The 15486-nt window shown below is 74.9% G+C and carries 8 protein-coding genes and 1 pseudogene; 4 read left to right on the forward strand and 5 right to left on the reverse strand.

Annotated elements, in window-relative coordinates; all coding sequences use genetic code 11:
• Positions 1-25: 25 nt before the first annotated feature.
• Positions 26-5020: pseudogene (locus RM812_RS11335) on the reverse strand (type I polyketide synthase); the annotation flags it as partial.
• 215 nt (positions 5021-5235) lie between these two features.
• A complete protein-coding gene (locus tag RM812_RS11340) occupies positions 5236-6219 on the reverse strand; it encodes a nucleotide disphospho-sugar-binding domain-containing protein (RefSeq protein ID WP_311572332.1) in 984 nt (327 codons plus the stop codon).
• Between the two features lie 412 nt (positions 6220-6631).
• On the opposite strand from RM812_RS11340, the gene RM812_RS11345 reads away from it, so the two are divergent.
• From RM812_RS11345 to RM812_RS11360, 4 genes are read left to right on the forward strand one after another with little or no spacing between them, the layout of a single operon-like run.
• Positions 6632-7933, forward strand: coding sequence for an NDP-hexose 2,3-dehydratase family protein (locus tag RM812_RS11345; RefSeq protein ID WP_311572333.1), 1302 nt, complete (start codon positions 6632-6634; stop codon positions 7931-7933).
• A gap of 29 nt (positions 7934-7962) precedes the next feature.
• Positions 7963-8907, forward strand: a complete 945-nt coding sequence (locus RM812_RS11350; protein ID WP_311572529.1) for a Gfo/Idh/MocA family protein — start codon at positions 7963-7965, stop codon at positions 8905-8907.
• 11 nt (positions 8908-8918) lie between these two features.
• Complete coding sequence (rfbH, locus tag RM812_RS11355; protein WP_311572334.1) at positions 8919-10250, forward strand: lipopolysaccharide biosynthesis protein RfbH; 1332 nt, start codon at positions 8919-8921, stop codon at positions 10248-10250.
• Entirely contained in the window at positions 10240-11439 is a 1200-nt protein-coding gene (locus RM812_RS11360) for an aminotransferase class I/II-fold pyridoxal phosphate-dependent enzyme (protein WP_311572335.1), read from the forward strand. Before rfbH ends, RM812_RS11360 begins: the two co-directional genes overlap by 11 nt.
• A gap of 41 nt (positions 11440-11480) precedes the next feature.
• Here the strand turns inward: RM812_RS11360 and RM812_RS11365 are convergent, their stop codons facing one another.
• Genes RM812_RS11365 through RM812_RS11375 form a run of 3 tightly spaced genes read right to left on the reverse strand, consistent with a single transcriptional unit; the run spans position 11481 to position 15424 of the window.
• On the reverse strand, positions 11481-12758 hold the full coding sequence (locus RM812_RS11365; RefSeq protein WP_311572336.1) for an activator-dependent family glycosyltransferase: 1278 nt from the start codon (positions 12756-12758) through the stop codon (positions 11481-11483).
• A 36-nt stretch (positions 12759-12794) separates the two neighbouring features.
• On the reverse strand, positions 12795-14138 hold the full coding sequence (locus RM812_RS11370) for a cytochrome P450 family protein (protein ID WP_311572337.1): 1344 nt from the start codon (positions 14136-14138) through the stop codon (positions 12795-12797).
• Positions 14135-15424, reverse strand: coding sequence for a nucleotide disphospho-sugar-binding domain-containing protein (locus RM812_RS11375; protein ID WP_311572338.1), 1290 nt, complete (start codon positions 15422-15424; stop codon positions 14135-14137). Before RM812_RS11375 ends, RM812_RS11370 begins: the two co-directional genes overlap by 4 nt.
• Positions 15425-15486: the final 62 nt, after the last annotated feature.

Genomic DNA, 15486 nt, shown 5'->3' on the forward strand with positions numbered 1-15486 from the left:
CCCTCGTGTCCGTTCCCGCGTGCGGTCAGCTCGCGCCGAGTTCGTTGTCGATCAGGTCGAAGAGGTCCTCGGTGGAGGCGTCCTTGAGCCGCTCCACGACGGTGCCCGTCCCGCCGAGGGACTGGGCGACCCGCTCCACCAGGGTGTTCAGCCGGGCGGTGACCCGGTCGGCCGTCAGCTCCTCGGCCGACATCCCGGCCAGCCTGGCCTCCAGCCGGTCCAGTTCGACGGTCAGCGGAACGACCGCGTCCGCCGCGTCCTGGCACAGCAGGGTCCACAGGTGGTCGGCGAGGGCGCCGGGCGTGGCGTGGTCGAAGACCACGGTGGCCGGCAGTCGCAGCCCGGTGGCGGTACCGAGCCGGTTCCGCAGGTCGACCGCGGACACGGAGTCGAAGCCGAACTCCTTGAAGGCGCGGTCCGGCGCGATCGCCGACCCCCCGTCGTGGCCGAGTACGGCCGCGGCCTGGCCCGCGACCAACTCCGCCAGGCGACGACGCTGTTCGGGCTCGGGCAGTCCGGCCAGGCGGTCGGCCAGGTCCGTGCCGCCGCCCCCGGGGGCGTCCGGTCCGTCCTCGCCGGCGGCGGCACGGCGGGCTTCCGGCAGCTCGTGGAGCAGCGGTCGCTCCCGGCCGAGGGTGTAGACCGGGGTGAAGCGCGCCCAGTCGATGTCGGCGACCACCAGGTGGCTCTCGCCCCGGTCCAGGGCCTGCGCCAGGGCCTCCGCGGCGAGTTCGGGGTCCATCGCGGCCAGGCCCATCCTGCGCAGGTGGGCGTCGCTCTCCTCGGCCACCATGCCGCCGCCGGCCCAGGACCCCCAGGCCACCGAGGTGGCGGTCAGGCCGCGGGCCCGGCGGCGCTGGGCGAGTCCGTCCAGCCAGGCGTTGGCGGTGGCGTAGGCGGGTTGCCCGGAGGTGCCCCACACGGCCGCGCCGGAGGCGAAGAGGACGAACGCCTCCAGCGGCCGGTCGCCGAGCGCCGCGTCGAGCACGGCCGCCCCGCCGGCCTTGGCCCGGATCGCCTCGGCGAACCGCGCGGGGTCGGTGGCGGACAGCGGCGGCTCCTCGGTGAGGACGCCGGCGGCGTGCAGGACGGCGGTCAGCGGACGGTCCGCGGGCAGGCCGGCGAGCAGCGCGGTGACCGCGGCGGGATCGGCCACGTCACAGGCGGCCAGGGTCACCTCGGCGCCGAGCGCGGTGAGTTCGTCGGCCAGTTCCCCGGCGCCGGGGGCGTCGGGGCCGCGGCGGCCGGTGAGCACCAGGTGCTCCGCCCCGGCGCGCGCCAGCCAGCGGGCCACATGTGCGCCGACCGCCCCGGTGCCGCCGGTGACCAGCACCGTGCCGTGCGGCCGCCAGGGCTCGCCGGCGACCTCGCCCAGCGGTGCGCGGACCAGCCGGCGGGCGAAGGTGCCGTGCTTGCGGAGCGCCACCGCCTCCTCCGGCGCCCCGGAGCGGCGGCCCGCACCGTCCGGGCGGACCGCGCCGGTCAGGACGGCGCAGAGCCTGTCCAGGACCCCGGCGTCGTCCGTCTCCGGGGATCCGCCGGCCCGTGCGGTGACGTCGTGCGGGCCGCCGAGGTCGGCCAGACCGCCCCAGCCGTGCCGGGGCAGGTCGAGGGCGAGCACCGTGCCCAGGCCCCACAGCGCCGCGGCCTGCGGTGCCACGTCCTCGAAGGGGTCGACCGCCACGGCGCCGGAGGTGACGCACCACAGCGGGGCGGTCGGGACGTCCGCCAGGGCCCTGAGCAGGGTCAGTGTGCGGGCGAGGCCCGGCGGCAGGGCGAAACCGCCCTCGGCCGCCGTGTCGTCGGTCCCGTCCGCGAGGCCGAGCAGCGAGACCACGCCGGCCGGTTCGCGGCCGTCCAGGGCCCCGCGCAGCAGTCCGGCCAGCGCAAGGTGATCGGTGTCCGCCGTGGCGGTGACCACGGTCGCGCCGCGTTCCCCGAGCCCGTCGGCCACCGCCGCGGCGCGCGCGGAACCGTCCGGGCGGACCACCAGCCAGCCGTCGCCGAGCGTCATGCGGGCGCCGGCGCCGGACACGGTGAGGGGGGACCAGGTGAGCCGGTAGCGCCAGGACTCCACGGTGGAGCTCCGCTGTGTACGGTGCCGCCAGTCGGCGAGCGCGGGCACCACCGTGTCCAGCCCGACCGGTCCGGTGGCGCCGATACCCAGGGTCCGGGCGACCGCGGCGGTGTCCCCGGCGGTGACGTCCTGCCAGAACGCCGCCACCGGGGCCGGCTCCACGGCCCCGTGCGGCGGGGCCGCCGCCGCGTCAGGCGTCCGGTGGCCCTCGTCCACCTCCCAGTGGCGCTTGCGCCGGAACGGGTAGGTCGGTACCTCCACCGTCCGCGCGCCGGGGAAGAACGGGGTCCAGTCCACCGCGACGCCGCGTACGTACACCTCGGCCAGCGACGTCGCGAACCGCCGTGGTCCGCCCTCCTCGCGCCTGAGGGTGCCGACGACCACCGTGTCGCCGTCCCGTGCCGCGAGCGTCTCCTGGATGCTCATGGTGAGCACCGGGTGCGGGCTCACCTCCACGAACGCCGCGTGCCCGGTCCCGGCCAGCCGCTCCACCGCCGGGGCGAAGCGGACCAGGCCGCGCAGGTTGCGGAACCAGTAGCCGGCGTCCAGGCCGTCGCCGTCCACCCAGTCCCCGGTGACGGTGGACATCATCGGGATCCGGCCGGCGGCCGGGGCCAGCGGCGCCAGGTCGGTGTGCAGCCGCTCCCGCAGCGCCTCGACGTGCGCGGAGTGCGAGGCGTAGTCCACCGGGACCCGCTTGGCCCGTACCCCGTCGGCCGCCAGGGCCGCCTGCAGTTCGTCCAGCGCGTCGACGTCGCCGGAGAGGACCACCGAGCCGGCGCCGTTGTCGGCGGCCAGGGAGATCCGCTCGCCGTAGCCGGCCAACCGGTCCGCCACCCCGGCGGCCGGGAGTCCGACCGCCAGCATGCCGCCGCTCCCGCCCAGGACCTCGGCGATGGCCCGGCTGCGCAGCGCCACCACCCGCGCGCCGTCGTGCAGCGAGAGCGCCCCGGCCACACAGGCGGCGGCGATCTCGCCCTGGGAGTGGCCGACGACCGCGTCCGGCTCGACACCGTGTGCCCGCCACTGCTCGGCCAGCGACACCATGACCGCCCACAGCAGCGGCTGCACCACGTCCACCCGCTCCGCGGACGGGGCACCGGGCTCGCCGCGCAGGACCTCGGTCACCGACCAGTCGACGAAGGCGTTCAGCGCCTCCTCGCAGGCGGCCAGCCGTGCGGCGAACACCGGTGAGCCGTCGAGGAGTTCGGTGGCCATGCCGGCCCACTGGGAGCCCTGGCCGGGGAAGACGAAGACGGTGCGGCCGGTCAGGTCGGCGGTGCCGGTGACCGCCTCGGGGGTGGCCGTGCCCGCGGCCAGCGCGTGCAGGGCGGCGGCGGGGTCCGCCGCGCCGTCGGGGCCGCCGGCCAGCACGACGGCCCGCTGCTCGAAGGCGGAGCGGGTGGTGGCGAGGGCGTATCCGGTGTCGCCGAGGCCCGCGGTGGCCTCCGATGTGCCGGACGGGGTCCGCTCCAGGTGCGCGGCGAGGCGGCCGGCGGCGGACCGCAGCGCGGTGTCGGAGCGCCCGGAGAGCAGCAGCGGCACCACCTGCGCGGTGTCCGCGCCGGGCACCGCCCCCCGTTCCTCGGCGGGGACGTCCGCGGGCTCCGGCTCCTCCAGCACGATGTGCGCGTTGGTGCCGCTGAAGCCGAAGGAGGACACCGCCGACCGGCGGGGCCGGTCCACCTTCGGCCAGGGTGTGGCCTCGGCCAGCAGGCTCACCGCACCGGAGGACCAGTCCACGTGCCGGGAGGGCTCGCCCAGGTGCAGGGTCTTCGGCAGGATGCCGTGGCGCATCGCCATGACCATTTTGATGACACCGGCGATCCCCGCGGCGGCCTGCGGATGCCCGAGGTTGGACTTGACGGACCCCAGCAGCAGCGGCCGGTCGGCCGGCCGCTCCTGGCCGTAGGTGGCCAGCAGGGCCTGCGCCTCGATCGGGTCGCCCAGCGCGGTGCCGGTGCCGTGCGCCTCGACGGCGTCCACATCGGCCGGGGTGAGGCCCGCGTCCGCCAGGGCCTGCCGGATCACCTTGACCTGGGAGGGGCCGTTGGGTGCCATGATGCCGTTGCTGGCGCCGTCCTGGTTGACGGCCGATCCGCGGACGACCCCGAGCACCCGGCGGCCGTGCCGGCGGGCGTCGGAGAGGCGCTCCAGCACCAGGACGCCCACGCCCTCGGCCCACGCGGTGCCGTCGGCGTCGTCGGAGAAGGACTTGCACCGGCCGTCGGGGGCCAGGCCGCGTCGGCGGCTGAAGTCGAGGAAGATCTCCGGCGTGCTCATCACCGCCACCCCGCCGGCCAGGGCGAGGTCGCACTCGCCCGTCCGCAGCGACTGGACCGCCAGGTGGAGGGCGACCAGGGAGGAGGAGCAGGCGGTGTCCACCGAGACCGCGGGTCCTTCCAGGCCCAGCTCGTAGGCGACCTGGCCGGAGATGAGGCTGCCGCCGGGCGCGCCACCGGTGTAGTCGTGGTACATCAGGCCCGCGAACACGCCGGTCGGGCTGCCGCGCAGCGTCCCGGGGACGATGCCCGCCCGCTCCACGGCCTCCCAGGAGGTCTCCAGCAGCAGCCGCTGCTGCGGGTCCATGCGGGTCGCCTCGAGCGGGCTGATCCCGAAGAACTCCGCGTCGAACTCGGCCGCGTCGTAGAGGAAGCCGCCCTCGCGGACGTACGTCCTCCCCGGCTTCTCCGGCTCCGGGTCGTAGATCCGCTCCAGGTCCCATCCGCGGTCGGCGGGGAAGGGGCCGACGGCGTCGACGCCGTCGGCCACCAACTGCCAGAGCGCGTCGGGGGTGGTGGCGCCGCCCGGATAGCGGCAGCTCATGCCCACGATCGCGATCGGTTCGTGGCTCCGTGCCTCCACCTCCCGCAGTCGCTGCCGCGTCTGCTGGAGGTCGGCGGTCGCACGCTTGAGATAGGCGCGCAGCTTCTCCTCATTGACCATCGCGACCCCGCTTCACGAGATTTCCCCACCGTCGTCCGGCACGCGGAAGAATGCGCCGTGACGTCGCGAACCCGAGGTCCGGTTCGACAGATCGGCGCGCCACGGCGGACGCTACCGACAGCGCACCGCCTCACCCACCCCTAATCTGCGCCGCCGCACCGGCACCGGAACCCCCGGGCCCGGCACGGGTGTTCGCGCCTCGCCGGACGGCCTCAGCGCGCGGTCGGCTCAACCAGCCGCGCGACCGCCTCGCGCGGTGTGGGCAGCCCGTTGATCTCCTTGGCCAGCAGCCGGGCACGCTCCCCGGGCTCCGGGTCCTCCACCAGGGACGGCAGTCCGGGCACCGGCCCGTCCGGGGCGGCGACCAGGGCCGCACCGTGCGCGGCCAGCCGGTGCGCCACGGCCGGCACCGTACTGTGCGGGCCGCCCCCGACGACCAGTTGCGGCAGACCCAGGGTGGCCGCGGCCATGGTGAGCGCGGCGGAGCCGTCGTGCACCACCGCCGTGCAGGTGGGAAGTGTCGCCATCACCGGCACGGAGTCCAGGAGGCGGGTGTGGGAGGGCAACCGGACACCCGCGGGGATGCGGTCCTGCCGGAGCCGGCAGAGCAGTTCGATCTTGAGCCCCGCGGCGCTGGAGAAGAGTCCGGCGACGGTCTGCGGTGTCAGCTCCCCGAGCACCAGCACCCGGGGGAGGCGGACCTTCCGGCCCAGCCAGGACGGCAGCTCGCCGGGGCCGTCGTAGGGCACGTACCGCACACCGGTGCGCTCTCCGTCCTGTGCCGTGCGATCCGGCGCGCGCAGGGAGGGCGGCAGGCAGTCGTAGGTGACGTGGGCGCCGGGGTGGGCGGGATGGTCGTACGGGCCCAGCGCGGCCACGCTCGTGGCGCCGCATCGCGCCGCCGCCTCGGCCGCGGCCGGTGCCGCACCGTCCCAGAGCACCAGTTCGGGGCGCCACCGGGAGGCGTGGTCGGCGATCCCCTCGACGTCCTCGGGCAGATCGAGCCGTGCGCCGTCGGCGGCCTGGGGACCGACGGGCACGGCGACGAAGCCGGTCGCGGTGACGGCCTCGACGAAGTCGGGCCGTCCGGCGATCTGGGTCTCATGGCCCGCGGTGCGCAGGGCCCACGCCCACGGCATCAGGGTGTGCAGCCGGTCGGACGAGGACGGCGTGGCGAGCAGGACTCTCAATCTCAACCCCTCCTGGGCATGCGGGACGCGCCCCGGAGATCCCGGGACCACGGACGATAGCCCCGGCGTGCCCGGCCCCACGGCCCCTAGCCACCGCCCTAGGGGTGGTGGCCGAGCGCCGGTGGGAGCCTCCGGGTCCCCGCGCGGCCGCCAGGCGGGGGCGGGGCGGCGGACGACGGTTAGGGGTTGGCCGGACCGCGCCCCGGTCATAGCCTCGGCGAAGATCGCCGCTCCCCACGACCACCGCGCGGGACGGCCCCAGGAACACCCGTGGCGTCGCGGCCGTGGCCGTCCGCACCCTGTGAGCTCCCTCCCGCCGCTGTCCGTCCGCCTGTCCTCCGGCCGGTCCCGACGCTCGGGGCGCACGGACCCCGCCAGCACCCCCGCAGCCGTCGCTCGGATCGTCGAGGTGATTGTGATGTCAGAAGCGCGTTACGGTCCGGACCGGAGCCTGGACGAGTTCCATTCCTGGTGGAAGGAGCTGACCGAGCGGTCCGCGTTCCGGGTGGAGCGCATTCCCTTCGCGGACCTCCGCCGGTGGCGGATGGATCCCGGCACCGGCGACATCCGCCACGACTCGGGACGGTTCTTCACGGTCGAGGGCCTCCGGGTCCACTCGGAGCGCGGCCCCGTCCACTCCTGGTCGCAGCCGATCATCAACCAGCCGGAGATCGGCATCCTCGGCATCCTGGTCAAGCGTTTCGACGGCGTTCCGCACTACCTGATGCAGTGCAAGATGGAGCCGGGGAACATCAACGTCCTCCAGCTCTCCCCCACCGTGCAGGCGACGCGGAGCAACTTCACCCGGGCGCACCAGGGTTCCCAGGTGGCGTACATCGAGTACTTCACCGACCTGCGGCCCGACCGGGTGCTGGTGGACGTCCTGCAGTCCGAGCACGGCTCCTGGTTCCTGCGCAAGCGGAACCGGAACATGATCGTGGAGGTCGAGGAGGAGGTGCCCCTGCGGGAGAACTTCCGCTGGCTCACCCTGGACCAGATCGGTGAACTCCTGCGGGTGGACAACCTGGTCAACATGGACGCCCGTACGGTGCTCTCCTGCCTCCCGCTGTCGCACACCTCCGGCGACGCGGCCGCGGACACCGCGCTGCGCAGCTGGTTCACCGAGATCTGTGCCACGCACAACGTGCGGACCCAGAGCATCCCGCTCCGCGAGGTGGAACGGTGGGAGCACCGCGCGGACGAGATCGCGCACGAGGACGGCCACCACTTCAAGGTGGTCGCCGTGTCGGTGCGGGCCACCACCCGCGAGGTGTCCTCCTGGACACAGCCGCTCTTCCAGCCGTGCGGGCTCGGCGTCGTCGCGTTCCTGATCCGCCGGGTGGCGGGCGAGGTGCAGGTCCTGGCACACGCGCGGGCCGAACCGGGCTTCGTCGACGTGGTCGAGATCGGCCCCACGGTGCAGTACCAGCCCTCCAGCTATCCCGACGGCAGCCCGCCCTTCGCGGACCTGGTGCGTGACGCGGCACCGGAGCGGATCCACTACGACACCGTGCTCTCCGAGGAGGGCGGCCGGTTCCGCAACGCCGAGAACCGCTACATGGTGCTGGAGACCGACGACGACCTGCCCGAGCCGCTACCCGAGGACTACCGATGGCTCACGCTGCGCCAGCTGACCGGACTGCTGGCTCACCGCAACTACGTCAACGTCCAGGCCAGGACCCTGGTCTGCGCGATGCGCCTGACCCTGGGGCTCAGCTGAGCGGCACCGGTCCGCTGCGCCTCGGGGTCCTGGGCTGCGCGTCGATCGCCTGGCGGCGCACCCTGCCGGCGGTACTCGCCTCCGAGCACGTCGACCTCGTCGCGGTGGCCAGCCGGGACACCGCCACGGCGGAGCGGTTCGCCCGGCGGTTCGGCGGCGCGGCGGTCACCGGCTACGACGAGCTGCTGGCGCGGCCGGACGTGGAGGCGGTGTACGTGCCGCTGCCCACCGGCCTGCACGCGCACTGGTGCGCCCGGGCGCTGCGCGCGGGCAAGCACGTACTGGCCGAGAAGCCGCTGACCGCCTCGCACGCGGAGGCCGCCGAGCTGGCCGCGCTGGCCGCCGAGCGCGGGCTCTGCCTGACGGAGAACCGGATGTTCGCCCACCATCCGCAGCACGAGACCGTGCGGCAGCTGGTCGAGGAGGACGCCATCGGCGCGCTGCGGGTGATGCACGCCACGATGGCCTTCCCCCCGCTGCCCGCCGAGGACGTGCGCTACCGCGCCGATCTGGGCGGCGGTGCGCTGCTGGACGCCGGCTACTACCCGCTGCAGGCCGCGATGCTGCTGCTCACCGAGCCGCTGGAGGTGCTCGGCGCCGATCTGCCGGTGGACCCGGACCGTGGGGTGGAGGTGCGCGGCGACGTGCTGCTGCGCGACGCCCGCGGCGTGACCGCGCATCTGGTCTTCGGCTTCGACCACGGCTACCGGTCCAGTTACGAGTTGTGGGGGAGCAAGGGGCGACTGGTGCTGGAACGGGCGTTCACCCCGCCGGAGAGCTGGCAGCCGGTGGTCCGCGTCGAGCGGCAGAACCGGGTCGAGGAACTCACCCTGCCCGCCGCCCACCAGTTCCGCAGCAGCCTCGAGCACTTCGCCGCGGCCGTCCGCGCGGGCGGGGGCCTCGACACGCATCTGGCGGCCGCCGTACGGGGTGCGGCGCTCATGGACGCCGTACGACGGACGGCCCACCGATGACGGGAGCAGAGATGACGGCAGACGCCACCGAGACCAGGACCGCGATCCTGGAGATGGTGCGCAAGTACGACCGGGAGATCGGCGGCCACACCGCGTTCGAGCCGGGGGTGACCCCGATCCTGCCCTCCGGCGCCGTGCTGGACGAGGACGACCGGGTGGCGCTGGTGGAGGCGGCGCTGAGCATGCGGATCGCCGCCGGCGTCTCCTCCCGGAAGTTCGAGAGGCTCTTCGCCCGGAAGCTGGGGCTGCGCAAGGCGCATCTCACCAACTCCGGCTCCTCCGCCAACCTGCTGGCGCTCTCCGCCCTCTGCGCCCCCGAGCTGGGCGACCAGCGGCTCAGACCCGGCGACGAGGTGGTGACGGTCGCCGCCGGCTTCCCGACCACGGTCAACCCGATCGTGCAGAACCACCTCGCACCGGTCTTCGTCGACATCGACCTGGACACGTACAACACCACGGTCGAGCGGGTGGCCGAGGCCATCGGACCGCGGACCCGGGCCATCATGATCGCGCATGCGCTGGGCAACCCCTTCCCCGCCCGGGACATCGCCGAACTCGCCCAGGAGCGCGGGCTGTTCTTCGTCGAGGACAACTGTGACGCGGTGGGCACCTACCACCACGGCAGGCTCACCGGCGGCTTCGGCGACCTGAGCACCGTCAGCTTCTACCCCGCGCACCACATCACCGCGGGCGAGGGCGGCTGCGTGCTGACCGACAACCTGGCGCTCGCCCGGGTGGTGGAGTCGCTGCGGGACTGGGGCCGGGACTGCTGGTGCGAGCCGGGCGAGAACGACACCTGCCGCAAGCGCTTCTCCTACCAGATGGGCACGCTGCCCCACGGCTACGACCACAAGTACATCTTCTCCCACATCGGTTACAACCTGAAGGCGACCGACGTGCAGGCGGCGCTGGCCCTCACCCAGCTGGCCAAGCTGGACGACTTCGGTGCCGCACGCCGCGCCAACTGGCAGCGGCTGCGGGAGGGGCTGGACGGAGTGCCGTGGCTGCGGCTGCCCTCGCCGGCCCCGGACAGCGACCCGAGCTGGTTCGGCTTCGTGATCACCCTCACCGAGGACGCGCCGTTCCGGCGGGCGGACCTGGTCCAGTTCCTGGAGTCGCGGCGGATCGGCACCCGGCTGCTGTTCGCCGGCAACCTCACCCGCCACCCGGCCTACCGGGAGCATCCGTTCCGGGTCTCCGGCGAGCTGACCAACTCCGACATCGTCACCGAGCGCACCTTCTGGATCGGCGTCTACCCGGGGATCACCCCGGAGATGACCGACTACGTCGTGGAGTCCATCCGCTCCTTCGCCGCCGAGCGGGGAGGCGCCGGTGCCCGCTGAACTGGCTGTCCTGGGCGGCACCCCGTCCTTCGACGAACCGCTGCACATCGGGCGCCCCAACGTGCCCGACGAGCGGCGCACCATGGCACGCATCCAGCAGGCCCTCGACCGCCGGTGGCTGACCGCCTTCGGTCCGCTGGTCAAGCAGTTCGAGCGGGACATCGCGGCCGCCGCCGGGGTGAAGCACTGCGTGGCCATGTGCAATGCCTCCGTCGCGCTGCAGGTGCTGATCCGCGCCGCGGGGCTGCGCGGCGAGGTGGTCCTGCCGTCGTTCACCTTCATCGCCACCGCGCACACCCTGCAGTGGGAAGGGGTCACCCCCGTCTTCTGCGACATCGACGAGAAGACCGGCAACCTCGATCCGGCGCACGCCCGCCGGCTGATCACCGAGCGCACCACCGGGATCATGGGCGTCCACCTGTGGGGCCACCCGGCGCCGACGGAGGACCTCGCCGCGCTCGCCGACGAACACGGGCTCCGGCTCTTCTACGACAGCGCCCACGCGATCGGCAGCAGCCGGTACGGCCGCCCGGTGGGGAGCTTCGGCGACGCGGAGGTCTTCAGCTTCCACGCCACGAAGTTCATCAACTCCTTCGAGGGCGGCGCGGTCGTCACCGACGACGAGGAACTGGCCGAGCGCGTCCGGGCGATCCACAACTACGGGCGAGGTGAGGGCTCGGTGGTCTCCTCCCTCGGCACCAACGCCAAGATGACCGAGGTGGCCGCCGCGATGGGCATCACCTCGCTGGAGAACATGTCCCATCTGATCGACGTCAACCGGGGCCACCACAACCGCTACGCCGAGGGTCTGGCCGACGTGCCCGGCGTCGTCCTGCGCGAGCCCCTGCCGGAGAACACGATCAATCACCAGTACGTGGTCGTCGAGGTCGACGAGCGGGCGGCAGGGGTGGGGCGGGACGCCCTGGCCGCGGCCCTGACCGCGGACAACGTACTGGTGCGCACCCACTTCGACCCCGGCTGCCACCGCACCGAGCCCTATGTGCGGGCGCCGCGGCGGCACGCCCCGCTGCCGCTGCCCCGCACCGAGGCGCTGGGTTCCCGGGTGGTGATGCTGCCCACCGGCAACGCGGTCGGCTCCGCCGAGGTGGACCGGGTGTGCGCGCTGATCCGGGAGATCGTCGACCACGGTGAGGCGGTGACCGCCGCGGTCGCGGCCGCCGGCAACTGAGCGGCCGGTGCGCCCCCCGGTGACGGCGGGCGCACCGACGCTCATCCCCGCCGGTGGCGGGCGGTGAGCTCCTCCAGCACCGGGACCACCTCGGCCGGTGCGGGCACCTCGGACAGCTTCCGCCGCACCTCGGCGGCCGCGTGCCGGTAGGAGGGATCGTCCAGGACCCGCAGGACGGCCTCCCGCAGCCGTTCGGGGGTGAGGTCGCCCGGGGCCAGGCAGACGCCCGTACCGTGCCGCTCGCTCATCCGGCCGCGTTCCAGCTCGTCCCAGAACGGGTCGGCGACGATCACCTCGGGAACGCCGTGCACCATCACGTTGCCGTGGGTGCCCAGCCCGGCCTGGTGGACCACGGCGGAGCAAGTGGGCAGCAGCTCGTTCAGCGGGACGAAATCGACCAGCCGGACGTTCTCCGGCACGGTGACGGAGCCGACCTGGGAGGCGTCCAGGGTGGCCACCAGCTCCACGTCCAGGCCCTCGAAGGCGCCCAGCAGGTGGCCGGCGGAGACCGTGGCGTCACCGACGTCCTCCCGCATCGACAGGCCCAGGGTGAGGCAGACCCGGCGCCGCGCGGGCGGCTCGGCGAGCCAGTCCGGCACCCCGGTCGGACCGTTGTAGGGGACGTAGCGCACCGGTACGTGGTGCAGAGCGGTGGGCAGCCGGATCCACGGCGGCAGCGGGTCGATGGTCCACTGCCCGGTGACCAGCTCCTCCTCGAGTTCCGGAGTGAAGCGCGTGCCGATACGGTCCAGACGACCGGTGAGCCAGTCGCCCAGCGGATCGTCCCGCCGCTCGGGCGGCTGCTCCGCCCGGAGCGCGCGGTAGTCCTGGTAGAGGCGGTTGATCAGGTCGAGACCGAAGAGCATCCGGGCGTGCGCGGCCCCGCAGGAGCGGGCGGCGATCGCCCCGGCGAAGGTGAGCGCGTCCCAGATCACCAGGTCCGGTCGCCAGAAGTCGCAGAAGCGCACCAGGTCGTCGAGGTAGGACTGGTCGGCGAGGTACTCGTAGCGCACGCCGCAGGCCATGGTGAGTTCCGCCAGGGCGTGGTCCCACCCTCCCTCGCGCTGCTCCTCGTAGGGGGCGCTCAGACCACGGCTGAGCACCTCGTGGTTGGAGGAGCCCTTGGCCTGCGAGGTGCTGCCCATGCCGAGCCGCTCCCCGACGGCGACCACGGGCAGCCCGGTGGCCGTGACCGTCTCCAGGGTGTCGGGGTGCGTGGCGACGCACACCTCGTGGCCCGCGGCGCGCAGCGCCCAGGCGAGCGGCACCAGGTTGTAGGTGTGGGCCCGGGAGGCGAACACCGTGAAGAGAACGCGCAATTTTCCACCCTGCCTCGAGATACGGACGGTCCTGGCTCAGCGCGGCGCGGCGACCGCCCCGTCCTGCGTCGCGGCCGTGCGCCCGGCGGTACGGACCGGGAAGCGCGCCACCGCCCCGGTGACCGGCACCCGGATGTGGCGGACGGGTTCGCCGGCCGGGGTCAGCCGGGGACGGCGCGCGACCAGGACGCGGACCGCCTCCGTCGCCACCAGCCGCACCACCGGTTCCAGCAGGGAGATGCGGGGGTCGGCGAAGACCAGCGGCGCGGCGCCCGCGGTGCGTCCGGGCAGGAACCGGTCGGGTTCCGGGTGGGCCGCCGGGTCCCGCTGGGCGGCGTCCACCAGCACCGTCACCAGGTCGCCCGCGGCGATCGGCAGCCCGGCGATCTCCATGGCCTCGCCGGCGATCCGGCCGACGACGCGCACCGGCGGGTCGTAGCGCAGGGTCTCGGCCACCGCGGCCTCGGCCCGTGCGGGCTCCCGCCGCACGGCGTCCCACTCGTCGGGGTGGGCGAGCAGCGCGGCGACCGTGCTGCAGGCCAGGCCGGTCGCGAGCCGGGCACCGACCACCAGGGTCAGCAGCGCGACCGACCGCACCGGGGCAGTGTCCCCACCCGCGGCGCGCAGCAGGCCCGCGAGCGCCCCGTCCGGCAGTTCCGGCGGCGCGGCCAGGGCCTGGTCCACCAGCGCCGCGATCCCGTCGTACCCCTCCACCAGCGCGCGTCCGGCGGCGAGGGTGGGCGGGCACAGCAGGGAGTCCAGGACGTGGGTGGTGGCCGGCAGCAGCGCGGCGTAGCGCTCCACCGATCCGGGCGGCAGCCCGAGCAGTCCGGCCAGCGCGGCGACCGTGCCGGGCCGGACGAAGTCGGTCAGCAGGTCGAAGGCGTCCCGCTCGCCGTCGGGCAGTGCCAGGCCGGTGAACGCAGCGGCGGTCCGGGCCCGGTGGCGCTCCACGGCGGGGCCGCTCAGCCAGTCGCGGGTCAGCTCCGCCGACCGGGCGCTGTCGGCGTGGTCCGCCGCGAGGGCGGTGTCGTCGACGGTGAGGACGTACTTGACCGTCGCCCCCGCGCCCAGCGAGTACACCCGCCGGCGGCGGCGTCCCAGTGCGGTGTCTTGGCTGGTGAGGCGGGGGTCGGCGAGGAGCGCGGCGGCCGGCTCGTGGCAGGCGGTGACCCACACGTCGAGGTCGGTCTGCCGCAGTACCGGGGTGCCGCGCAGCGTGGCGTGCAGCGTGTGCGGGTCGACGCCGTGGTCGCGCAGCAGGAGGGCGAGGGGGGCGCCGCGGTCGCCGTTCATCCACTGGACCCCGCGGACGGTCAGCAGGTGCCGGGCGAGGTCGGAGTCGGAGAACTGCCGGGGGTCGATCTGGTGTCGGGTCATGCCGCGCGGACGCCTTTCGTGACGGTGGTCGGCCGCGGCGTGGACGGGTCCGCCGACCGGCCCGCCGCCCCCGCCGCCAGTTCCTCCAGGCCCGGCACGAGTTCACGGGGGCTCGGTCCGGCCGCCGTCTCCTCCTTCAACCGGGCGGCGCCGGACCGCAGCCGGGGGTCCTCCAGCAGCCGGGTCAGCTGGTCCCCGAGCGCCGCGGGGTCGGCGGCCAGCCCCGCGCCGGCGCGCTCGACGGCGTCGATCACCCCGGCGGTGCCCCAGCGGGGCCCGGGGATTGCGAGCTGCGGGACGCCGCTGAGCGCGGCGGTGACCAGTGTCTCCGGGGCGCCGTCGTGCACCACGGCGGCGCAGTACGGCAGCGGGAGGTGCGCCGGCAGCCGGTCCAGCAGGCGTACCTGGTGCGGGATCCTGGTGCCGGGTGGGATGCGGCCGGTGTCCATGGTGGCCACCACCTCGACGTCGAGCGCGTCCACCGCGGCGAAGACGTCGGCGACGGTGACGCCCGGCCCCGGGTCCCCGGCCGCCGCCGGTGCGGCGGGCAGTCCCGGCTCGCCCAGGGTGACCAGCAGGCGGGGGCGCCGGGGTTCCTTGCGGAGCCAGGCGGGGAAGACCGCCGGACCGTCGTAGGGCACCGGACGGACCGGGCGGTGGTCCAGTCCTTGTGTGTGTTGCAGGCAGCCGGGCAGCGGGTCGACGGTGGCGTCCCCGAGCACCGGCCGTCCCGTGCCGCAGGCCACCCCGTGCCGGTCCGCGCGGGCCGTCAGGTGCGCGGAGAGCGGGTCGGGGCCGTCCTCCGCCCCTCCGACGGCGGAGCCCACCAGCCGGCCCCAGTGGTCCGGCCCGGACAGCACCCGTACCTGGGCCGCGCCCACCGCGCGCGCCGCGACCGGACCGCCGAGGGCGTGGGCGTCCCAGAGCACCAGCTCCGGCCGCCAGTCGCGGGCGGCCGTCACCACCCCCTCCAGCACGCCGTCGTCGGTGAGGTGGTCGAGGAGCGGAAGGTGCGCGGCGAGCACGCGTGCCGCCCGGGCCGGCTCACCGGCCGTCCACACCACCGGGTCGGCGGCCGCGGCCTCGGCCGCCCCGGGAGCCGTCCAGGGGGCGCCGGTCAGTTCGTCACCGGCCTCCACCCCGACCAGGCCGGCGGTGCGCGCCGCCCGGGCGACCTCCGGCCGCCCCACCACGCGTACCTCGTGCCCGGCGGTCCGCAGCGCCCAGGCGAGCGGAACCAGCGGGTGCAGGAGGGACGGCAGGGCGGCGGTGACGAGGACGCGCATGGACGGCTCCAGGGGTCGGGGCGGAGGGAGGGGAGGCCACCGGGCGGAGCGGTGCCGGCCCG

The sequence above is a fragment of the Streptomyces lancefieldiae genome, assembly GCF_031845825.1.
Lineage (GTDB): Bacteria > Actinomycetota > Actinomycetes > Streptomycetales > Streptomycetaceae > Streptomyces > Streptomyces lancefieldiae.